General features: G+C 66.8%; 16 protein-coding genes, 1 tRNA gene and 2 pseudogenes. 8 read left to right on the forward strand and 11 right to left on the reverse strand.

What is annotated here, in order from left to right; all coding sequences use genetic code 11:
• Window positions 1–134 precede the first annotated feature (134 nt).
• Window positions 135–782: a response regulator transcription factor gene (locus tag ACFWN2_RS43800; RefSeq protein WP_030481367.1), complete on the reverse strand. Its 648-nt coding sequence runs from the start codon at window positions 780–782 to the stop codon at window positions 135–137.
• 451 nt (window positions 783–1,233) lie between these two features.
• Here ACFWN2_RS43800 and ACFWN2_RS43805 point away from each other — a divergent pair, with 451 nt between their 5' ends.
• Window positions 1,234–4,434, forward strand: coding sequence for a penicillin acylase family protein (locus tag ACFWN2_RS43805; RefSeq protein WP_382436607.1), 3,201 nt, complete (start codon window positions 1,234–1,236; stop codon window positions 4,432–4,434).
• Window positions 4,435–4,488: 54 nt separating this feature from the next.
• Here ACFWN2_RS43805 and ACFWN2_RS43810 read toward each other — a convergent pair whose 3' ends face one another.
• Together ACFWN2_RS43810 and ACFWN2_RS43815 are read right to left on the reverse strand one after the other, a co-directional pair.
• Window positions 4,489–5,226, reverse strand: a complete 738-nt coding sequence (locus tag ACFWN2_RS43810) for an FkbM family methyltransferase (RefSeq protein WP_382436609.1) — start codon at window positions 5,224–5,226, stop codon at window positions 4,489–4,491.
• A gap of 10 nt (window positions 5,227–5,236) precedes the next feature.
• Window positions 5,237–6,004: a hypothetical protein gene (locus tag ACFWN2_RS43815; RefSeq protein WP_382436610.1), complete on the reverse strand. Its 768-nt coding sequence runs from the start codon at window positions 6,002–6,004 to the stop codon at window positions 5,237–5,239.
• Between the two features lie 242 nt (window positions 6,005–6,246).
• On the opposite strand from ACFWN2_RS43815, the gene ACFWN2_RS43820 reads away from it, so the two are divergent.
• Window positions 6,247–6,322, forward strand: a tRNA-Arg gene (locus ACFWN2_RS43820).
• A gap of 315 nt (window positions 6,323–6,637) precedes the next feature.
• Complete coding sequence (locus ACFWN2_RS43825) at window positions 6,638–7,735, forward strand: hypothetical protein (RefSeq protein WP_382436611.1); 1,098 nt, start codon at window positions 6,638–6,640, stop codon at window positions 7,733–7,735.
• A 3-nt stretch (window positions 7,736–7,738) separates the two neighbouring features.
• On the opposite strand, the gene ACFWN2_RS43830 is transcribed toward ACFWN2_RS43825, so the two are convergent.
• The 3 genes and pseudogenes from ACFWN2_RS43830 to ACFWN2_RS43840 form a co-directional block, all read right to left on the reverse strand.
• Window positions 7,739–9,103 (reverse strand): tyrosine-type recombinase/integrase, encoded by a 1,365-nt coding sequence (locus ACFWN2_RS43830; RefSeq protein WP_382436612.1) that lies wholly within the window; start codon window positions 9,101–9,103, stop codon window positions 7,739–7,741.
• The gene (locus tag ACFWN2_RS43835; protein WP_285642564.1) at window positions 9,100–9,276 is read right to left on the reverse strand and encodes an AlpA family transcriptional regulator; all 177 of its coding nucleotides are present in this window, start codon (window positions 9,274–9,276) and stop codon (window positions 9,100–9,102) included. Before ACFWN2_RS43835 ends, ACFWN2_RS43830 begins: the two co-directional genes overlap by 4 nt.
• Window positions 9,277–9,322: 46 nt before the next feature.
• Window positions 9,323–10,268: pseudogene (locus ACFWN2_RS43840) on the reverse strand (replication initiator); the annotation flags it as partial.
• Between the two features lie 110 nt (window positions 10,269–10,378).
• Here ACFWN2_RS43840 and ACFWN2_RS43845 point away from each other — a divergent pair.
• Complete coding sequence (locus ACFWN2_RS43845) at window positions 10,379–10,891, forward strand: DUF5919 domain-containing protein (protein ID WP_382436613.1); 513 nt, start codon at window positions 10,379–10,381, stop codon at window positions 10,889–10,891.
• Between the two features lie 135 nt (window positions 10,892–11,026).
• On the opposite strand, the gene ACFWN2_RS43850 is transcribed toward ACFWN2_RS43845, so the two are convergent.
• Genes ACFWN2_RS43850 through ACFWN2_RS43860 form a run of 3 tightly spaced genes read right to left on the reverse strand, consistent with a single transcriptional unit; the run spans window position 11,027 to window position 12,509 of the window.
• Entirely contained in the window at window positions 11,027–11,509 is a 483-nt protein-coding gene (locus tag ACFWN2_RS43850; RefSeq protein WP_382436614.1) for a hypothetical protein, read from the reverse strand.
• A 34-nt stretch (window positions 11,510–11,543) separates the two neighbouring features.
• On the reverse strand, window positions 11,544–12,032 hold the full coding sequence (locus ACFWN2_RS43855; RefSeq protein ID WP_382436615.1) for a hypothetical protein: 489 nt from the start codon (window positions 12,030–12,032) through the stop codon (window positions 11,544–11,546).
• A 3-nt stretch (window positions 12,033–12,035) separates the two neighbouring features.
• On the reverse strand, window positions 12,036–12,509 hold the full coding sequence (locus ACFWN2_RS43860; RefSeq protein ID WP_382436616.1) for a GNAT family N-acetyltransferase: 474 nt from the start codon (window positions 12,507–12,509) through the stop codon (window positions 12,036–12,038).
• 28 nt (window positions 12,510–12,537) lie between these two features.
• Here ACFWN2_RS43860 and ACFWN2_RS43865 point away from each other — a divergent pair, with 28 nt between their 5' ends.
• From ACFWN2_RS43865 to ACFWN2_RS43880, 4 genes are all read left to right on the forward strand, one after another.
• A complete protein-coding gene (locus ACFWN2_RS43865; protein ID WP_382436618.1) occupies window positions 12,538–13,479 on the forward strand; it encodes a nucleoside hydrolase in 942 nt (313 codons plus the stop codon).
• 46 nt (window positions 13,480–13,525) lie between these two features.
• Window positions 13,526–14,425 (forward strand): LCP family protein, encoded by a 900-nt coding sequence (locus ACFWN2_RS43870; protein ID WP_382436619.1) that lies wholly within the window; start codon window positions 13,526–13,528, stop codon window positions 14,423–14,425.
• Window positions 14,426–14,685: 260 nt separating this feature from the next.
• On the forward strand, window positions 14,686–18,513 hold the full coding sequence (locus ACFWN2_RS43875; RefSeq protein ID WP_382436621.1) for a hypothetical protein: 3,828 nt from the start codon (window positions 14,686–14,688) through the stop codon (window positions 18,511–18,513).
• 41 nt (window positions 18,514–18,554) lie between these two features.
• Complete coding sequence (locus tag ACFWN2_RS43880; protein WP_382436622.1) at window positions 18,555–19,052, forward strand: DUF2165 domain-containing protein; 498 nt, start codon at window positions 18,555–18,557, stop codon at window positions 19,050–19,052.
• Here the strand turns inward: ACFWN2_RS43880 and ACFWN2_RS43885 are convergent.
• Together ACFWN2_RS43885 and ACFWN2_RS43890 are read right to left on the reverse strand one after the other, a co-directional pair.
• Window positions 19,027–20,361 (reverse strand): diguanylate cyclase domain-containing protein, encoded by a 1,335-nt coding sequence (locus tag ACFWN2_RS43885; protein ID WP_382436624.1) that lies wholly within the window; start codon window positions 20,359–20,361, stop codon window positions 19,027–19,029. The two genes, ACFWN2_RS43880 and ACFWN2_RS43885, sit on opposite strands and share 26 nt — an antisense overlap.
• Window positions 20,362–20,367: 6 nt before the next feature.
• Window positions 20,368–20,592 (reverse strand): annotated as a pseudogene (locus tag ACFWN2_RS43890) (hypothetical protein); the annotation flags it as partial.
• Between the last annotated feature and the right edge of the window lie 1,122 nt (window positions 20,593–21,714).

The following is a 21,714-nucleotide window of genomic DNA, read 5'->3' on the forward strand; positions in this document are numbered from 1 at the left end:
CCTCTTTTCCACCCACACGACTGAAACCTTTATTCTTTGGGGTCTGGCGGCGTTTTTTTTTTTTATACGACACTGTAACTCCACGCCGGCGCCGCCCGCCGCGCCGGCGCGGCGCACGGCTCCTGCTTCGAGTACTAGGCGATCAGGCCACCGCGATAGGCCACCAGTGCGGCCTGCACGCGGTTGACCGCGCCGATCTTGCCGAGCACGGACGAGACGTACCCCTTCACCGTCGCCTCCGACAGGTGCAGGGTGCCGCCGATCTCCGCGTTGGACATGCCCTGACCGATCAGCACGAGCACCTCGCGCTCGCGTTCGGACAGGCTCTGGAGAAGCCTGCGTGCCGGCTCCGCCATCCGTTCACCGTCGGCCACCGCCGCGAGGACTCTCGCCGCGACACCGGGGTCGAGCACCGCTCCACCGCGCGCCAGGTCGCGCACGGCCTTGACGAGCTGTTCGGGCTCGGTGTCCTTCAACAGGAAGCCGGCCGCGCCGAGGCGCAGGGCTTCCGACACGTACTCGTCGACGTCGAACGTGGTCAGGATGCAGACCCTGGGTGGGTCCGGCAGGGTCCGCAGCCTCCGCAGGGCCACGAGTCCGTCCGAGGTGCGCATCCGGATGTCGAGCAGAACCACGTGCGGGCGGTGCTGGCGTGCCAGGTCGGCTACCAGGTGCCCGTCATCGGCCTCAGCAACAACTTCGATGTCTCCGACGCTGCTCAGGATCATGCGAAGGCCGGAACGGACGAGGTCCTCGTCGTCGGCCAGCAGAACCTTGATCACGACGCCTCCCGCATTGGCGTTCCGTGCTCCCTCATGTTCGTGATCTTCGCGTACATCTGCCGAAGGTCACGTTAATTCTCAGTTATCTCATCATGTGGTTACAGATTTTCGAGATCACCGGCGCCGTTCACAGTTACCGGAATTGAGTCACGACTTCGCTGCGTAGGCACGCCACCAGGAGTTAAGGGGGATCTTCGGAACACTGAGTGACCAAACATGAAAATCTCACTGACTGGAATGTCGCACCAGGAACACGGATACGGCCGGGGTAATCCGATTCAGATGTCTCGATTGGACTCGTTTCTGCCCATATGTGATCTTGATGGGTTTCGGGATCGATACAGGCTCCCCCGCGGGGTGGGTTAAAACGCGAAGGTCTTTCGCGATAGGCGTACCGGAAAGTAACGTGCGTCACAACAGCCCTGCCCTGCACGGAGAGGAGCTTCGCGCGATGCGGAGAGCCAATCCGGTGACGACCCTGCTGGCGACCGCCGCCGTCACCGCCTCCCTTCTTCTCGTCCCGACCGCCCAGGCCGAGGAACCGCCGCGCGCGGCGGCGTTCGCGACCGACGACTACTGCCTGGGCCAGTGCGGCGACATCGTGCCGCCCGGCAACAACGGCAACGCGACGCTGGCCGAGATCCTCACGCACAAGGCGTTCGGCACCAGGCCCGCGCACTCGGCCGACCAGCTGGGCAAGTACGACGCCCTGGTGGCCGGCTACTCCGGCCTGACGAACTCGCAGCTGACGGACTTCTTCAACGACGCGTCGTTCGGCGTGCCGTCCGACCAGGTCGAGAGCACCGTGCGGCCGCGTTCGGACGTCACGATCGTGCGCGACAAGAAGATCGGCATGCCGCACATCACCGGCACCACGCGGTCCGGGACGATGTTCGGCGCCGGGTACGCGGCCGGGCAGGACCGCCTGTGGCTGATGGACCTGTTCCGCCACCTCGGCCGCGGCCAGCTGACCGGGTTCGCCGGCGGCGCGCCGGGCAACCGCGTGCTGGAGCAGAGCTTCTACAACCAGATCCCGTACACCGAGGAAGATCTGCAGAAGCAGATCGACTCGGCCGCGGCGAACGGCGGTGAGCGCGGGCGTCAGGCGTTGGCCGACGTCAACGACTACATCTCCGGCATCAACGCGTACCTGACGCAGTCGATCTCCGCGCGGAACTTCCCCGGCGAGTACGTGCTGACCGGGCACGCCGACGCGATCACGAACTGGAACGACATCCAGCCGTTCAAGTCGACCGACATGGTCGCGATCGCCTCGGTGGTCGGCGGCCTGTTCGGCGCCGGCGGTGGCGGTGAGGTGCAGTCGGCGCTGGTGAAGCTGGCCGCGCAGAACAAGTACGGCGCCGCCGTCGGTGAGCAGGTGTGGAAGGCGTTCCGGGCGCAGAACGACCCCGAGGCCGTCCTGACCCTCCACGACGGACAGTCCTTCCCGTACTCGGCCTCGCCCGCGTCTCCCCAGGGCGTGGCGCTGCCGGACGGTGGTTCCGTCACGCCGGAGCGGATGGTCTACGACGAGGTGGGCGGCACCGGTGCCGCCGTCGCCGTTCCCGCTCCCGCCGACGTGGCGAAGGCCCGCGGAATCTTCGAGGACGGCGTGCTGCCGCCCGACCTGCTGAACAAGAAGCACGGCATGTCGAACGCCCTCGCGGTGTCGGGCGCGCACACGGACTCGGGCAACCCGATCGCCGTGTGGGGCCCGCAGACCGGCTACTTCGCGCCGCAGCTGCTCATGCTGCAGGAGCTCAACGGCCCCGGCATCCGTTCGCGCGGCGTCTCGTTCGCGGGCGTCTCGATGTACGTGCAGCTCGGCCGCGGCGTCGACTACTCGTGGAGCGCCACCTCGTCCGGTCAGGACATCGTGGACACCTACGCCGTCGAACTGTGCAACACCGACGGTTCTCCCGCCACGAAGGCCTCCACCTCGTACGTGTTCCACGGCGCCTGCGTGCCGATGGAACGGTTGGAGCGCAAGAACGCCTGGAAGCCGACCGTCGCCGACGGCACACCCGCCGGTTCGTACACGCTGGTGATGTTCCGGACCAAGTACGGCCTGGTGACCAGCCGCGCCACGGTCGGCGGCAAGGTCGTGGCGTACACGACGCTGCGGTCGACGTACATGCACGAGGTCGACTCGATCATCGGGTTCCAGGAGCTCAACGACCCGACCGCGATCCGTTCGGCAGCGGACTTCCAGCGCGCGGCCTCGAAGATCGGCTACGCGTTCAACTGGTTCTACGCGGACTCCCGCGACACCGCGTACTACAACTCGGGCCTGAACCCGGTCCGCAGGTCCACAGTGGATCCGAACCTGCCGACCTGGGCCCGTCCCGAGTACGAGTGGGTGAACTGGAACGGCGACGAGAACACGTCCGACGTCATGCCGTTCGCCGGGCACCCGAACTCGATCAACCAGGACTACTACGTCTCGTGGAACAACAAGCAGGCCAAGGACTTCACGTTCGGCGGCTTCGGCCACAGCGCCGTGCACCGAGGCGACCTGCTCGACGGCAGGGTGCGCGCGCTGATCGCGTCGGGCCAGAAGGTGACCCGCGCTTCCCTGACCCGCGTCATGGCCGAGGCGGCCGTGGCCGACCTGCGCGCCGAGCAGGTGCTGCCCGAGTTGCTGCGCGTGGTCGAGTCCTCACCGGTCGACGCCTCGCTCGCTCCCGCGGTGCAGAAGCTGAAGGACTGGCAGCGCTCCGGCTCGTTGCGCAAGGAGACCGCGAAGGGCAGCAAGGCCTACGGCCACGCCGAAGCCATCCGAATTCTGGATGCCTGGTGGCCCCTCCTGGTCGAGGCGCAGTTCAAGCCGACGCTCGGTGACAACCTGTTCGCGGCCCTCGTCAGCGCCCAGCAAGTGGACGAAGCCCCGTCCGACACGCACGGCGCCGCACCGCACAAGGGTTCCTCGTTCCAGTACGGCTGGTGGGGCTACGTCGACAAGGACCTGCGCAAGGTCCTGGGCGACCCGGTCCAGGGCGCGTTCCCGCAGACCTACTGCGGCGGCGGCACTTTGTCCGGTTGCCGCACGGCACTGGTGACCTCGCTGCAGGCCGCCGTCGCCAAGCCGGCGAACACCGTCTACCCCGGCGACGCGGACTGCGCCGCAGGCGACCAGTGGTGCGCCGACACGATCATCCACCGCGCCATGGGCGGCATCACCCAGGACAAGATCCACTGGCAGAACCGCCCGACCTACCAGCAGGTCGTGCAGTTCCCGTCCCGAAGGGGCCAGAACATCAGCAACCTGGCGGCCGGCCGCACCGCCACCGCCTCGTCCCACGAAAAGGGCTGGAACACCCTCCCGCCGTCTCATGTCGTAGACGGAAACCCGACGTCCCGCTGGGCCAGCGACTGGAACGACAACCAATGGATCCAAGTAGACCTTGGCTCTGTGCAACGGATCGGTCGCGCGGTGTTGCGCTGGGAATCGGCCTACGGCAAGGGCTACCGCATCGAGATTTCCAATGACGGAACGAACTGGCGCAACGTTTTCTCCACAAGTAGTGGCGACGGCGGCGATGATGTCGTAGCGTTTGCACCACAGGACGCGAGACACCTACGCCTGACCGGCACGCAACGTTCCGGCCAGTACGGGTACTCCCTGTACGAACTTGAGGTCTACAGCTCGTAGGCCTTCGAGATGAGGACGCCGATCCACCCCCAGGGGTCGGCGTCCTCTACTTTTTCAGGCCCTGAACAGGTAGTTCCGGCTCTCGTCCCCGATGACGTTCGTAGGCACCCACGCACCCCCGTGCCACGTGCTCATCCGGTACCCGCGCTCCGTCAGGAAGTCCGCGACGTCCTTCGCCTGGTACCCGAACCGCTCGACGTGCCGTTCCTCGATCTCCAGCAGGAACGCGGGCTTGAGCCGTTCGATGGTCCCCTTCGCCCCCTCCAGGACCTTGAGCTCGGCCCCCTCCACATCGGCCTTGACGAAGTCGAGCCGGCCGATCCCCTGCTCCTCGACGAAGTGGTCCAGCGTGTCCGTCTTGACGAGCACGTCCAGGTGCTGGTCGAACTCCTCGTTGGACCCCAGCCCGTTGGCCCCCACCGTGAGGAACGACCGCCCGGTCACCGGACTCCCGTGCCGCACAGGCACGCTCATGACCTCACGCCCCTGCTCCACCACACCAAGAGCGACCGAATGCCGCTTGATGTTCGCCCCTTCGCGAGGCCGCAACACGTACGACAGGGCGGGGTGCGCGAACACGAGCGGCTCGATGCTGTGCACAGTCCCTTGTGGACCGACCAGTCTCGACAACGTCACCGTGTAGAGCCCCAACGCGGCCCCGACGTCGATGCAGACGTCTCCAGGCCTGACGACCTTGCGGAGCCCGATGAGCTCCGCCTCGGCATAGGGCGTGAGCCGGGCGAGCGCCTGCAACCCGGCGACGACCGCGGCACTGCGAAGTTGGGTCAACACCCCGCTGAGCCTAGACGTGCCCGTTGTTGTGCCGTTCGCCCGCAGGCAACCCGACCTGGTCCGCGAACTCGGCGGCCACCCTCTCACCACCGTAAACGCTCAACGCCTTGACCAGGTGCAACCGCAGGTCCCTCCGATGGGCGTCCCCGAGCTCGGGCATCGCCCGTTCGACACTGCTGACCAACGACTCGGCCCAGTGACTGGCAGGCTCCCGCTGCGCGATCTTCACCAGCTCACCGAGGTGATCGGCCAACTTGACCGCCTCCTCGACCCGATACCCGTTGCGCTGCAACCACCAGATCGTCGCCGTGCCGACGTCCGTCAACACCTCGTCGCGCAGGTACCGGATCTCAGCCCGTTCGACATCCCGCTCGGCCAACTTGAACGTGGAGTTCCGCAGCAGCTCGATGTGCTTCTTGGCCATCTCGAGGTCATCACCGTCGACCTCGACCTTGACCTGCTCAGCCCGAGCCCACACGTGCGTACCGGGCACCTGCCGTTCGACGGCGAGCTCGTCCCCCAACTGCACCTGCAAGGCGGCGTGATGCACCAACATCGCCTTGCCGCTGATCTCCTTCGCCCGCTGCAGAACATGATGGATGGCAGCGTTGCGAGGCGAGTTGTGCCGCAGCCCGGTCGCCAGATCGAGCCGCCACACCACCACCAGCTTCAGCTGGAAGTCCAGCCCGTACACCGCACTGCCCAACGGCGTGGCGAACTCGTGCTGATGACTGCTCACCGGTGGCACGAACGTGATGTCGTCGGCGCGCCTGGGCACCCTCCGACGCCACCAGGCCTTGAGGGAGCCGAGAGGGCCAGGACGGAAGTCGGGCCATGGTCTGCTCACACGCCCTGCGTACCTGACGTTTGTGCCCAGTAGAAGGTGGCCTGCCTCACTTCCCTCCAACGGCCGCAGGCCTTCTTGCGGCCCCCTCACCGAGCGTGAGCAGGGTCCCGTCGCGCGCTAGCCGGGGGCGCTGGTCAACTCGGTGGCGGCACCCCGCTAGACTGCTGTCGCCAGCCCTAGTAGCTCAGGGGATAGAGCATCGGTTTCCTAAACCGTGTGTCGCAGGTTCGAATCCTGCCTGGGGCACCACCTTTCGCCGGGTGAAATCAAGCTCTGACCAGCGGCAACGCGGTCGGAGCTTGATCTTTTTGGTCAGTCACCGTCAGCGGGAATCTGCCCCTGTTTGCCGCCGTCTACGGACTCACTGCGGACTAGATCGCGACACCCCAACCCGGCGGCTAACACCGGTACCGCAGAGCCCGATGTCGTGGAGGCCAGCGACAGCGCTTGGGCACCCACCTTTCCGACCAACTACGCGCGGGCGGGCGCCCACCACGGTTCAGCACCCAACTGGACAGCCAAGCGCTCGCCATTGATCTTTGAGATCACATCCAACAACTGGACATGGAGTCGATATTGAAGAAAATCCCAAGAAGCAGCAAGTCCTGGATGCACAATGCCCCCGACTGGATCAAAAATGCATACCGCCTTCGTCTCGAAATCGAATACAGGCGAAGCCATGGACCTGAATTTCAACGGCTTTTCGATCGGATCATGCGCAGCATGCATGGCGACGACTACGTCGCAACGGTGGCAATGAGCAACGAGGGGGACCTCGGATGCGACGGCATGCTGCGATCACACAGAGTTTGCTTCGCCGTTTATGGCCCCCATCCTTATTTTCGAATCAACGAAGCACGATCGAAGATGCGCAGCGACTTCGCCAGATTGACGGAATGCTGGAAGGTGCCGGACGAAATCCAGCAATGGACATTCGTGGTCAACTACCCCGGAGTGCAACCAAGCCTCCTAAAAATAGCGAACGAACTCCAGCAGTTAATCCCGGGGATTGACATCAAGGTGTGGTCACGAGAAGACCTGACCCAGCAGTTCCTATTGTGGTCAAATCGCAATTTGGTTGATAACGAATTTGGCAAAGTCGACATAGGAGCAAAAGCGCTTGCGCCAATTTCGCTAGTTCCGGAAGATACCGCGCTACCCAGCGCGCAAGCCCAAGTGCTACATCGCAGGCTCTGGGCACGAATCACCTGCAACAAAGCTGAGTTTACGAAAACCGAAAATAGTTGGCTGCAAGATCTGACATCGAACCCGTGGGAAAATCTCCTGACACACACGCAAATCCTGGTTGGAGCAATAGCTTCCGCCATTCTGACCGATGCCTTCGATGCCTCCGGGCTTTCCATCCGAGCACTTCAACGCGAAGCTGGCCTTTCGTGGAAGGGCGTGCGCAAGGATATTCTGCACGCCTGGTCAGGAGCCATCAACCTAATACTCAAGGAGGACAGCCCCTACGAAGTACCTGAATGGCCGGAAGACGAAGTTGAACTTGTGGCAAAGGTGGCACTTACATGCATGATCCAAGAAAGGCTAACCCTTGCGATAATCCGCAAGCAGGCGAGGATACTGAACATGTGGGAAACGGACGTACTTGACCAAGTTTGGTCATTAGCCGCCCACGAGATTAAGATCCATCCAGATTAGGAATCACCTAAGCAGTCTCTCGATAACACCGTTCACAGCCTCACGCTGCCCGTCAATGCACTTCGCGTAAACCTTGAGAAGCACATCTACCGAGTGTCCCGCTCGCTCCGCTACCTCGGGGGCTGGAACTCCGCCATTCAGCCAAAGTGACACTGCCGCGTGCCGCAAGTCGTATGGTCGGCCTGCTAGCGGCGAAGCCGCCAACTGCGGAACAAGTGCATAGGTCCGCGCTTCCTCCCACACTCGGTAGTACGTTGAGTACGACACGACGCCGCCATTAGGTGGTCGAAACAGACGGCCATCCTGCCCAACACCGAACTGCTCGATGTGCTCTTTGAGGATCCGAACCAACACAGGCGGAATCGGCACCGGACGAACTTCCTTGCGTCCTCGATGCTTCAGTCCGCGCTGGTCATGAACCTCCCCTGAATCCGTCCACCGCTTGCCCGCAGACGGCCGCGACTCCCCGAGCATCAGCACGCCCCATCCCTGCTCGGGAAGCGTGCAGTCGTCCTCACGCAGTCCGAGCCCTTCAGCCGGCCGCGCCGCCGCGTAGTAGCCGACGGCGAAGAACGCCGCCAGATGCGCACCTCGATCAGCGTTTCGACGCCCTACGTAGGTCACCGCCGTAAGCAACTGCTCGACCTGCCGAGGGTTCGCGACCACCCAAGGATCAACCTGCTCAACGACCTTTGCCGCCTTGCGCTTGATCCGGGTCAACGGGTTGTCCGGGATCAGCTCCTTCTCAACCGCGTACGACAGCATGTTGAACAGCACCGCCCGCTTCCGCTGATACACAGAAGCAGTCGCGGACTTCCCATCAAGCTTCGTCGCCAGCGCGTCCAGCAGCCCACGAACCGCCGAAGCATCCGTCACGTCATAGAGCGGCCGCGAGTGCCGAACGAGCCAGGCCGCAACCTCCTTCTCCTCCTCCCCCATCTCAAGTTCACGTGTGGCCGGCGGCAGCAGGTTCCGAATCAACACCCCGCGCAACTCGGTCACCTCGGGCCGCCCAGCCCCGTCCTTCACAAACGAAGCTCCAGCCGTCGCCAGCGCCTCAACCGTGCTCGCACGAGTCTTGGCAGCCGCATCCGGCCACTTCATGTCCATGTAGGACTGTGAGAACTCCAAGAACGAGAAGGAGTTCTTACGACGAAGCTCCGACATCGGCAGACCGGTGTCCACATCGAACGGCTCACCCGCCCGAGCAGCACCGCTCAGCTCTGACAGCCGACTAGAGGCCAACGCCTTCGTCACGTACCACTCGGAGTGCTCCTTGGTCTCGGTCACCCACCGCACGCCGTAGGGCCGCTTCCGCCCCGCCCGTTTCTTGATCTCCCAGAACCGGACCTTGAACGTCGTACTCATGCTGCCCGCCCGTAGAGGTCGTCCATCCAGTCCAGGAAGTCCGAACGCCGACACCGCAGCTCCCCATTCGGGAGCGGGAAGCAACGAGGCCCCTTCCCCGTCTGCCGCCACTTGTAGAACGTGTCCCGAGAGACGTCCCCGCCGAGCGCCTCCAGCATCTCCGGAACAGACATCAGTTCAGCTATCTCACGCGCCTTGCCGTTCATGGTTCCCCCCGATTTACGCAGCTAGATCAGTTGCCGAACTCTCTGGCGGCCCAGCCGCAGCCAATAAGGCCGCCATGTACTCGGCCTTCCACCGCCGCCATTCGGCGACCGCGTTCAACAGCAGATGCGCCCGCGGAGGCACGTTCGGGTCGCCGGGCTGGGAGGTTGTTCCAGACCAGCCGTTGCGGTTCGTCCTCAGGCTTGATCCCGACGTCCGCGAGCAGTTGCCGAACGAACACGCGACGGTCGTGCTTGTGGTCCGCCAACGACTTCCCCGACCACTTCAGCGACACGAGCACCCGCCGCCCAGCCACCCCGAGCGTGGTTCGTTTGTGCGCCTTGCCTTTGCACTTCCCCGGCACGGTCGACATCCGAGCGCCGCGAGGCTGCACGCCGTACAGCAGCCACACCGCGCACTGCGGCGAGCAAGGCGTCACAGCCAACTCTGCGCACAGCCGTTCGGCGCGGTCCTCCTGGCGGGCCGTCTGGGCCTCGAAGCACTCATCGACGCTCTTGGTGAGGTACTTCGTCAGGTAGCCGATGTGGCGGCCGGCCTCTTCAGTTCTGCCGAGGATGCCCTTGGAGTGCACCTGCACCCCGAACCGCGCGACGTGCGCCGGACGCTCGACCTCATCTAGCGCGTCTTCCCAGCTAGGCAAGGCCCTTCGCGTCTGCGGATCAACGAACGCCTTGGCCCGAACATCCCAGAACGGCACGTTGTCGTCGCTGTACTTGATCTCGTCGTGCGCAGGCCACCACACCTGGTGGTACGTGGCTTCAGCGACTGCCCGCAGCTCAGCACGGGAGATGCTCCCGCGGACCGCCGCGTGCCAATGCGGAGCAAGCCGACGCTGCGGCTCGACCGTCGAGAAGTACTGGACTTCCCAACCGACACAGCGTCGGAGGTTCTGGACGAACCGATCGAGGAGCGCGACGTATCTCTGGCCGGACGCGGTCGCGCCAGAGATCACCGAGTCCGAGGTGGTCAAGCTCTACCCACACCGGAACTCGATCCCCCAGACCTTGGGACCACCTCATCACCAACGCCACCCGACACGTCGAGGTGCTGGTGCACGCCGGCATCTTCCTGGTAGAGCGGCCGACGTTCATGCGCGACCTCGCCAACAAGGCCGCAAACGGCGCACGCATACGGCTGATCTTCGGCGACCCAGCCAGCCGCGAGGTTGCCAAGCGCAGCGACGAAGAGCAACTCGGCAAGGGCACGCTCGGATCCCGCATCCGCAACGCGCTCGCGTTCTACCGGCCACGGGTGGGCGTGGACGGCGTGGAGATGCGCTTCCACAAGACGACGCTCTACAACTCGATCTTCCGCTTCGACGACGAGATGGTCGTCAACACGCACGTCTACGGCCTCCAGCCCTGCGAGCATGACAACGGCCAGCAATGCCGCGTCAGGGCTGAAACGAGTACCTTGACCCGACATCACTGGCCGCGTGATCGGCTTGGGGTCGAGGTGAAGCGGGAGAAGTGGCCGCGCACGGACCACGGACTCCTCACGAACTGGCTATGCCAAGCGCCCCAACGGATGCAGGCGAACCCACAGGTCAGCAGGCGTGAGTGAGCGAGCAGCCCACTTGCCTTCCTAATCAGGTGCCGCAGGTTCGAATCCTGCCTGGGCACCACCTTTCGCCGGGTGAAATCAAGCTCTGACCAGCGGCAACGCGGTCGGAGCTTGATCTTTTCCAGCGGTCAGCAGTCACCCACCGGACCGGACGTGACTGATGTACGGCTCGTAGGCCGAGAGGTCACGGTCCGGCTCGTACCGGCTGAGGTAGTAGTAGTCGGCGATGATGTTGGCCTGCTGTTCGGTGTTGAAGTCCCCGAACGTCTTGCCGTGCAGGCCTTCCACGCCGCCGTAGTCGTAGAGGCTCTTGTTGAAGAAGCCCGCGAGGGCTGTAGGCAGGAGGCTCAGGACGCTGCGGCCGTGCTGGTACTGGTAGGCGTGGGTCAGTTCGTGGACCAGCCAGCGCTCGTAGCGGGCCTGGTGTTGCGGCTTGGTGAGCACGCCCTTGGGGAACGTGACGAGGCGGGGCAGCGTGCGGGCCACGCCGAAGCTGCCCAGGAGGCCGCCTTCGGCCAGGGTCAGGGCGCTGATGTCGAGGGCGTCGCCGAACACCTCGCGGGCTAGTGAGGCCTCGTGTGTTTCGAGGGCTCGGCGGAACACTGGTCGGAACACCATGGCGGCTCCCCGTGGTGGCGTCGGAGTCCTGATGTTAGGCATGGGCAACGGGGTGGCGGCGCCATTCGAGGCGTGGCGGGCCGAACTCCAGCGCGTTCTCGTCCAGGGCGTTGTAGATGGTGACGTAGGTGTCGTCGAAGCCCAGGCCCACTGCCACGCTGCCATGAGCCAGGTCGTCAGCGGTCGACTCCAGCAGGTCGACGGTGGTGAGGGTGCGGTCGTGCAACGCCGTCAGAGTGTTGTCGCGCCAGGTCAGGTGAGGGGACCCCGTGATCGGCCTCAGAGGGTCTGCCGTGTTCCAGGTGAGGGAGAGGTCGTCCAGCTTCTGGTGGTTGACCTCGAACTGTTCGCCGGCGAAGTCGAGGAGGACCGGGCCGTCGGCGAACCACTCGTCCGCGTCGGTGTCCCAGACGAGCCAGGCGTGGGTCAGCTTGCGGCCGACCAGGTCGCGCAGGCGGGCGGCGTGAGCCGTCATCACCTGCGCGACGCCGTTGAGCCAGATCGGCTGGTAGCCCTCGAACATGCGCTACGCCGCGAGCCTGTAGCGGATCTCCCTCAACTCGACGCCGTCGAGGGTCTCGGTCTTCACGTTGCCATCGGTGCGGAATCCGAGGCGCTCGTAGAACCGCCGGGCCCGCGGGTTCTCCTCGAACACCCACAGGACGACGTCCTTCTGACCGGCCAAAGCGGCCTTGGCCATCTCGTAGCCCAGGCCGGTGCTGTACGACGACGCCAGCACGTAGATCGCGTAGAGCTCGAACTCCGCGTCGGGCTCGCGGGACGGTCCGACGGCTACGAAGCCGGCCACCTGGTCGTCGACCAGGCCGACCCACACGCCGCCGCGCGAGATGCCTCGCTCCCACATCGCCGTGCAGTCCTCGACCGAGCGGCCGTCCAGGACGGAGTCCGGGACGAGGCCGCGGTAGGCGTCCTTCCAGGCCTGCACGTGCACCGCTCCGACGGCGGGAGCGTCGGAGAGGACTGCGGGACGGACTGTCATGGCATCCCCCGATGGCATGATCGAAAGCATGAGGATCATCGTCGACGCGGACCCCGGCATCGATGATGCCCTTGCTTTGTACTACCTGCGCGCCCAAGCCGACACCGAAATAGTCGCCATCGGCACGGTCCACGGCAACGTGCCGGTCCAGCAGGCCACCGCCAACGCCCTGAGGCTCACCGAACGTCTCGGCCTCGACGTCCCCGTGGCCATGGGCGCCGCGAAACCGCTCGCGCAGCCCCTCATGACCGCGGAGAGCGTGCACGGCGAGGACGGGCTAGGCGGGTACGCGGGGGACGAGGCGAAGACCACGCCGACAACAGAAAGCGCCGCCGAACAGCTCGCGAACCTGGCGCGGAGCAACCCCGGCGAGCTGAGCCTGCTCGCGATCGGGCCGCTCACCAACGTCGCGCTGGCCCTCCAGATCGAGCCGCGGCTGCCCGAACTGCTGGACCAGGTCGTGGTCATGGGCGGCGCGCTCGACGTCCCAGGCAACATCACCTCGCACGCCGAGGCCAACTTCTGGCACGACCCGGAGGCCGCGGACCTCGTTCTCGCGGCCGGTTTCGAGGAACTCACGATCGTCGGCCTCGACGTCACCATGGAGAGCCACGCGCCACAGCAGTGGCTCGACGAGCTCCCGCAGGACTGCTACCCGAGGCAGATCCTCGGCTTCTACGCCGACTTCTACGGCAGCTTCCTCGGCAAGACGGGGTTCGTGCCGCACGACCCGCTGGCCGCCGCGGTCCTGCTCGACCCCTCACTCGCGACCTACCGCGAGGACCGGTTCGCGATCGAGCTCACCGGTCGCTACACGCGCGGCAAGATCGTTGCCGACCAACGGTTCCTGGCGCCGGGAAGCCCGTTCGGGCGTGACATCGCCACCGAACGCACGAAGGCCAGGTACGCCGTCACGGCCGACAACGCGAGGTTCCTCGACCAGCTGAGGCACGCTGTGACACAACCATGACGAACCACCGACGGGACCTGGACAAACGACGGGGACCGTGGAAACCATGAACGTCCACTTGAAACGATGGCTCGCGGTCTCGGGGGCCGCCGTGGTCATCGCGACGGGCGTCGTGGCCGGGGGTTCCTACTGGCGGTTGGAGAGCAATCTCAAGACCGTCGATCTCTCCAGGGAGATCACCCACCCCAGGCCTCCGTCGACGCCGGGCCGCCCCCTCAACATCCTCCTCCTCGGCAAGGACGACGGCCGGTCCGACACCGCCATGGTCGTGCAGCTGAACGCGAACGGCGACCAGGCGCGCGTGGTCAGCATCCCGCGCGACACGATGGTGCCGAGGCCCGAGTGCGGGAACAACCCGCCGGCCGCGATCGCGATGTTCAACAGCGCGTTCACCACGGGCGGGGCCGCCTGCACGGTGGCGACGGTCGAGCAGATGAGCGGCATCCGGATCGACCACTTCGTGCAGATCGACTTCAACGGCTTCCGCGACGTCATCGACCGGCTCGGCGGCATCGACGTCACGCTGCCCGAGGCGATCGACGACGACAAGAGCGGGCTGCACGTGCCCGCCGGGCCGACGAAGCTCGACGGGACGCAGGCGCTCGCATTCGTGCGCACCCGCTACAGCATCGGTGACGGCAGCGACCTGAACCGCATCAAGAACCAGCAGCTGTTCATGCGGGCGCTGAGCGAGAAACTCGCGAACGAGAACTGGCTCGGCAGCCCGGCGAAAACGCTGGAACTCGCCGACATCCTCACGAAGTCGATCGTCACGGACACCGAAATCGGCTCGATTCCGAAATTGGCGGATCTCGCGGGCAAGCTCACCGCGTTGAAACCGGACGCCATCACCTACGTGACGCTGCCGACCGAGACGTACCTGCCCGACCCGAACCGGGTCCAGCCGAAGCAACCCGAGGCGGACGCGCTCTGGCAGGCCGCCTGAGCTAGCAGGCCGCGCCCTGCCACTCGCGAGGGAACGGACCCGCGGTCCACGGCTGAGGAAACCCCCGGAACCCCTCAGCCGTGGACGCCATGCCCCAGTCAGCCACTCTCACTTCGTCGGTCTCCCGGTCTCGTGAAGGACGTGGAGTCGAGGTTGTCAGACCGCCTCGTTATGGTGGGCTTCTGACCACCTGTCCGGTGCGTGCGCCGCAGCTCAGGCGGGCGGCGCACGTTTTCCGGACCGGACGAGGAGGAGGCGGCTTGGGACCCCGTGGCGTCTTCGCGGAGCGCTTCGCGCTGCTCTACGCGGAGGCAGGCGACCCTCCCCTGAAGCGGGTCACGGAGTCGGTCACCCGTGCCCGCCGGACGGACGAGCAGGGCAGGCCGCTGCGGGTGCCGGCCCAGCGGGTGAGCGACTGGCGGCGCGGGCGGAACGTCCCCGCGAGGTTCAGCGGGCTGAGCGCGGTCCTGGAGGTCCTCGTCGGCGAGGCCCGCAAGCGCAGGCCCCAGCCGGCGATCGAGGGCCTGTACGAACTCGACGCGTGGCGCGCGCTCTGGGAAGAGGCGCTGGCGAGTCCCGCGGCGGAATCTGGAACGCAGATTCCGGAAGACAGCTCGGTCTGCCCGTACATGGGTCTGAGCGCATTCGGGCCGCAGGACGCGAATTGGTTCTTCGGCCGGGAAAGGGCCACGAACGCACTTCTCGACAGGCTCGACGACAACGGAATCACAATGCTCGTCGGCGCGTCCGGCGCGGGCAAGTCCAGCCTGATGAAGGCGGGCGTCCTGCCCCGGCTGACCAAGGACGTCGTCGTCTTCTCGCCCGGCACCGACCCGGTGAAGGAGTTCGCGCTCCAGGTGCCGGAGCTCCTCCACACGCTGGAGGCGGCCGACGCGGACGCGCTCGCGGGCTTCGCGCACGAGGTGCAGGTCGCGGTCGGCGACCGGGTGGTGATCGTCGACCAGTTCGAGGAGGCGTTCACCCTCGGCGGCGACGAGAACCGGCTGCGGATCTTCGTGCAGGCCCTGCACGCGGCCGGGGAGAAGACGGCCGTGGTGCTCGGCGTGCGGGCCGACTTCTACGCCCGCTGCCTCGACTTCCCCGAGCTCGCCGAGGCCCTGCAGACCAGGCAGATGGTGCTCGGCGCGATGTCCGCCGCCGAGGTGCGCGACGCCGTGACGAACCCGGCCCGGGCCGCCGGCCTGCAGCTGGAGGCCGGTCTGGTCGACCTCATGCTGCGCGATCTCGGCACGCACAACCGCCGCGGCAAGGACGCCTACGACGCGGGCGCGCTCCCGCTGCTCAGCCACGCGCTGCTGGTCACGTGGCAGCGCAGGCAGGCGGGCCGCCTCACGATCGCCGGGTACCGGGCTGCGGGCGGCATCCAGGGCGCCGTCGCCGCCACCGCCGAACGCGCCTGGTCCGACCTCGACGAACCGGCGAGGGCGGCCGCGCGGCCGTTGCTCCTGCACCTGGTCAGGGTCGGCGACGACACGCAGGACACCCGCCGCCGCTCCACGCGGCACAGCCTGCTGGAGGCGAGCACCAACCTCTCCGCCGCGGAACGCGCGCTCGAAGTCCTCACGCACGCCCGCCTGGTCACCACGGACGCGGGCTCGGTCGAGATCACGCACGAGGCGTTGCTGCACGCCTGGCCCCGGTTGCGGAGCTGGATCGACGAGGACCGGGCGGGCAACCTCACGCGGCAGCGGCTCGAAGAGGACGCGACGGCGTGGACCGAGAACGACCACGACTCGTCACTGCTCTACCGCGGCGCACGGCTGGAGGGCGCGCGGCAGCAGCAGGACGTCACCGCGGTCGCCAAGGAGTTCGTGCGGACGTCCGAGCGCCAGCACCGCAAGAGCGTCTGGCTGCGCAGGTCGGCGGTCGCGCTGGTGGCGGTGTTCGCGCTGATCGCGGCGGGTGCGGCGGTGATAGCGGTGAACCAGCGCGACGACGCGCAGTTCCGCCAGGTCGTCGCCGAGGCGGACAGGCTGGGCGACACCGACCCGTCGCTCGCCGCCCAGCTGCTGCTCGCCGCGCACCGCATGCGGCCGGACGACGCCGAGGTCGGCTCCCGGCTGCTCGCGAACCAGCAGGTCCCGCTCGCCGTACCGCTGCAGGGGCACACCGGCGCGGTCTACCTGACGTCGTTCACCAGGGACGGCACCGTCCTCGCAACGGCGAGCTACGACCGCACGGCCCGGCTGTGGGATGTGCGGGACCGCTCGAACCCGAAGCCGCTCGCGGTGATCACCGGCCACGAGGACTGGCTCACCTCGGCGGTGTTCTCGCCCGACGACAGGGTGCTCGCCACCACCGGCAACGACAAGACGATCCGGCTGTGGGACGTCACCGACAAGGCGAACCCCAAGCCCCTCAAAACGATCGAGACCGGCAACGGCACCAGCTACCTGCTGGAGTTCAGCCCCGACGGCAAGACCCTCGCGGCGGCGAACGAGGACAGGACCGCGCGGCTGTGGGACGTCACCGATCCCGCGGATCCCAAGCCGTTGGGCGAACCTCTCCGCGGCTCGACGGCGGCCGTGCGCACGCTCGCCTTCTCCCCGGACGGCAGAACGCTCGCGACGTCCGGCGACGACCAGATCATCCGGCTCTGGGACGTCGCCACCAGAACCGCGACCGGCAAACCCATGCCCGGCCACACCGCCGGCGTGCACTCGGTGACGTTCAGCCCGGACGGCAAGCTCCTCGCGTCCGCCGCCGACGACACGACGGTGCGGCTGTGGGACCCGGCCGCGCAGGCACCGGTCGGCGACCCGCTCGTCGGCCACACCGGAGGCGTGTGGTCGGTGAAGTTCAGCCCGGACGGGCAGATGCTCGCCTCGGGCGCCGTCGACGGCACCGCGCGGCTGTGGAACGTCACCGACCCGGCCAACGCGAACCAGATCGGCAAACCGCTCGCGGCGCCCAGCGGTGGCGTGTTCGCGGTCGGCTTCACCCCGGACGGCCAGAGCCTCGCCACGGGCGCGGGCGAGAACTCGGTGCGGCTGTGGTCGTTGCCGCGGCACGTGGCGCGCACCCCCACCGGGAACGCCGGGGTGACGTCGTTCAGCACGGACGGCAGGCTGCTCGTGACCGCCGACGGCAACGGCGGCGAGGAGGGCAAGACCGCGCGGCTCTGGGACACCACCGACCCGTTCACGCCGAAGCTCCTCGGTTCGGTGAAGGTCAGTCCGGACAAGGGATCCGTGCGGCTGCAGCTGCGCCCGGACGGCAAGGTGCTCGGCACCTACGCGGGCGAGAAGTCGTTGCAGCTGTGGGACACGAGCGATCCCGCGCGGGTCGTGCCGCTCACGCCCCCGATCACGCTCGGCACGCGGTTCACCAACCAGCTCGTCTTCTCCCCCGACGGCCGGATCATGGTGACCGGCGCCGACGACGAGTCCGTGCAACTGTGGGACGTGAGCGACCCGGCGAGGCCGGTGAAGCTGGGCAGTCCGCTGACGGGGCACGACGGATACGTCAACGACACGACGTTCAGCCCGGACGGCAGGACGATGGTAACGGCGAGCAGCGACCGCATGTTCCGGCTGTGGGACGTGTCGGACCCCGCGCGCCCGCGCCTGCTCGGCAAGCCGGTGGACGAACACCACGAACCGGTGCAGCGCGCGGTTTTCACGCCGGACGGGCGGACGTTGGTGACCGGGGGCACCGACAGGGCGATCCGGCTGTGGGACGTGCGCGACCGGGAGAAGCCGGAGGCGCTCGGCGTGCTCACCGGCCACACCCAGCAGGTCAGTTCGCTCGCGGTGGCACCGGACGGCAGGACGCTGGTGAGCGGCAGCGCGGACAAGACGTTCCGCCTGTGGGACATGGCAAATCCCGCCGAGGCGACGGCTCTGGGCAGGCCGATGGCGCTCGCGTCGGGTGCGGAGCCGGGGGTCCTGTTCCGACCGGACAGCCGGGCGCTGGTGGTGTCGGGCGCGGGGGACGGCCTGCTGCGCGTGTGGGACCTGGACGTTCCGCACGAGGCCGACCGGATCTGCGCGACGACGCGGGGCGCCCTCACGGAGGAGCTGTGGCAGACCCGCCTGCCGCAGGTGGAGTTCCGCTCCCCTTGTTGAACTGCCTCACCGACAGCACGCCATCGATTACTGTCCGCTTCATGCGTCTTCTTGCTCGGGTCGGCAGCTTGCGCGCGGTCGTCGCGGTGACCGTCGGGTTCATCGCCCTCAACATGATTCTCGTGGTGCTCGGCAACGTCACGGACTACGGCACGAACGAGGCGTTCGTGCAGCACGTCCTCGCGATGGACACCACGTTCGGCGAAGGCCTGAAGTGGCGGGCGATCACGAGCCCCGCCGTCGTCACGATCGTCTACGTCGCGATCATCCTGTGGGAGGCGGTCTCCGCCGTCCTGCTGACCGCGGGCACCATCGCGTACCTGCGCGACAAGGAGGACAGCGCGCGCAAGTTCGCGTCCGCCGGCCTTCTGATGATCGTGGCGCTGTTCCTCGGCGGCTTCATCACGATCGGCGGCGAGTGGTTCGCGATGTGGCAGTCGAAGGACTGGAACGGCATCAGCGCCGCCCTGCGCATGGTGACCATCGCGGGCTTCGCGCTGATCCTCGTGCACCTCAGCCCGCGTCGGGCCACTCCGTAGTCGGCTCCACGCAGAACACCGGCCCGACCCCGGCGTCGGCGCCGAGCGCACTCCACCAGTCGCGCTGCTCAGCGTCCTCGATCGCGTCGATCACGACGAGCCCACCGGCCTCGTGCACGAACCCGACGAGGTCGCTGAGCACGTGCGACACCAGCTCGTCCGGCTTCTGGCAGCGTCCCTTGACCCGCACGGCCGTCACCCCGAGCGACCGCACCAGCTCGATCTCCGCGGTGGAGCCCCGGAAGTCGCGGGCGCCGATGTGAATCCCCATGTCCGACAACAGGTCCAGGTTGTCGGCGGCCTCGCTGTCCTCGGACGCGAGCACGTGCACCGGAAACCCGAGCAGCAACCGCCCGGCCGGCAACCCGGTGTCCGCGAGCACGCGCCGCACGTCCCGCACCAGGTCCGGACTGTTCGCCATGCTCTCGGTCAGGCAGACCGCGAGCATCTCCTCGTACCGGCACGCGGTCTCGGCGGCCGTCCGCAACATCCACTCGCCGAGCGGCAACATCAGCCCGGTGTGCTCGGCCATCGACACGCACTTCTCGTGCGGGATCAGCCCGGCGTCCCGGTGCCGCCAGTGGAGTTCGGCCTCGACGCAGATCCGCGCGGACCCGTCGAGCTTCATGACGGGGTTGAACACGACGTCGATCTCGCCGCTCTCCCAGGCACCGGGCATCACGGCGGCGAGAGCGAACTCCTCCTGCTCCCGCTTGTCCTGCGTGGCGTCGTGCAGCCCCCACTGCCGCCGCCCGATGCGCTTGGCCCGCCGCAGCGTCATGTCCGAGGCCCGTAAGACCTCGGCCGGATGATCACCGGGATGCAGCCGCGGCAACACCCCGATCGACGCCGACACCGCCACCCCTTGGTCACCGAAGTAGACGGGCTCGGCAAGTTCGTGCTCGATCGTCCGGATCGTCGTGTCGACGTCGGGCGTCTCGGGCCCGTTCTCGACCAGCACGGCGAACTCGTCACCCTCCAACCGGGCGACCATCGCCTTCTCGGCGGAGAACACGGAACTCAACCGCTCCGCCACGAGCTTCAACACCTTGTCGCCGACCTCGCGCCCAAGCCCGTCCGTGATCACCGCGAAGGCGTCGAGATCCAGGTGGTACAAGGTCACGCCGAACTCGATGTCGCTGTGCAGCAACGACTCCAGTCGCGTCGTCAGGTACTGCCGGTTCGGCAACCCGGTCAACGCGTCGTGCAACGACTGGTACTGCAACCGCCCGCCGAGCAACGTGAGCTGGCTGTCGTCGTCGATCATCATCACGTAATGCCGCGGATTGTCGTCAGCGTCCTTCTGCACGGTGGCCGCCATCAACACCCGAAAATGCTCACCGTCACGATCAATGAGCCGGGGCCGCTCCTCAACGCGCCGCATCCGCCCGTACCGCAAGCTCATCAGCGCGTCGTTGACGAGCGGCAGATCAGCGGGCGCGATCAAGTCGGTGAGCGTCATCCCGGCAACATCTTCACGCCGAAGGATCGTGCACAACGCCTCGTTGGCCCGCTCCAACGCCCCGTCGAGACCGACCATCGCAATGCCGGTCGACGAGTGCGTGAAAATGTCCTCGAACCGCTCCTCGCTGGCCTGCAAATCGAGCTGCACGGCCCGATTGGCCCGCAACAAGGCCTGACTCACACTCTCCTGCTGCTCCAACACAAATGCCTGAATAGCAGCGGTATAAGCAGCAGACACAGCGCCAACGACCAACGCGGCCTGCTCGACATCCGCCCCTTCCTGCACGACAAAGCGCGCAAGAACACCAACGGACTCCCGCAAACTCTCAGCGCCGACGCAGTGGATCTCCACCAGCCGAGTACCGACCAGGGACGCCACACCAGGCTCCTCGACCAGCGCCTCAGCCACCACGTTGAGCAGCTCGTGCAGCTCCTCGACCAGCTTCGCCGCAGAGAGCGGTATGTACGAGGTACGACTGACCTTGATCGCCCAGTCGCGCGCCAGCTCGTCACGTCCCAGAGGGCGTGACGGTCTCGCGTCGTCCTGGCTCGGCAATCCGTTCCACCTGACCTGCTCGGCGAGCAACGGTGCGGAAGCCTACCGCCAGCAATCCACACCGTCCCATTGCGCGGGGCCGTTCCCCCCAACGGGGGTATAGCGATCTCTGAGCGTTACAACTTTTACTCGCTCAATCGGACCAATTTTCTCACGAACCAGCGCAACCCTCGACCCACGGTCGGGCCAAAGGCGACCAGCGGACCGTTGGCAACGGTGAACGGCAGCGGCGGTGGGGAGGCGAGAGTGGGTGGAGGGATGAGCAGGGCGGGGCGAGGGCGGGCGGGGCAGGCGGGCGGGGCAGGCGGGCGGGGCAGGCGTGGCGGGGCAGGCGGGCGGGGCAGGCGTGGCGGGGCAGGCGGGCGGGGCAGGCGGGCGGGGCAGGCGGGCGGGGCAGGCGTGGCGGGGCAGGTGGGGCCTGAGCAGGTGGGGCCTGAGCAGGTGGGGCCTGAGCAGGTGGGGCCTGAGCAGGTGGGTGGGGCGGGGTGAGCACCTGATCGTCCGCGATGCCGCAGGCGAGCCGTCTTTAGCAAAGAGGTACCGGCGGTGGGGTCCCATCACGAGTCGCGCCATAGCTCTTGCTGCACCTGAGGGGTGGGGGGGAGTGGACCCACCCGAGGGAGGCGAGTACCAAACCCCCCC

Origin of the sequence: Lentzea sp. NPDC058436, assembly GCF_042721515.1 — a bacterium.
In the GTDB taxonomy this organism is placed as follows: Bacteria; Actinomycetota; Actinomycetes; order Mycobacteriales; family Pseudonocardiaceae; genus Lentzea.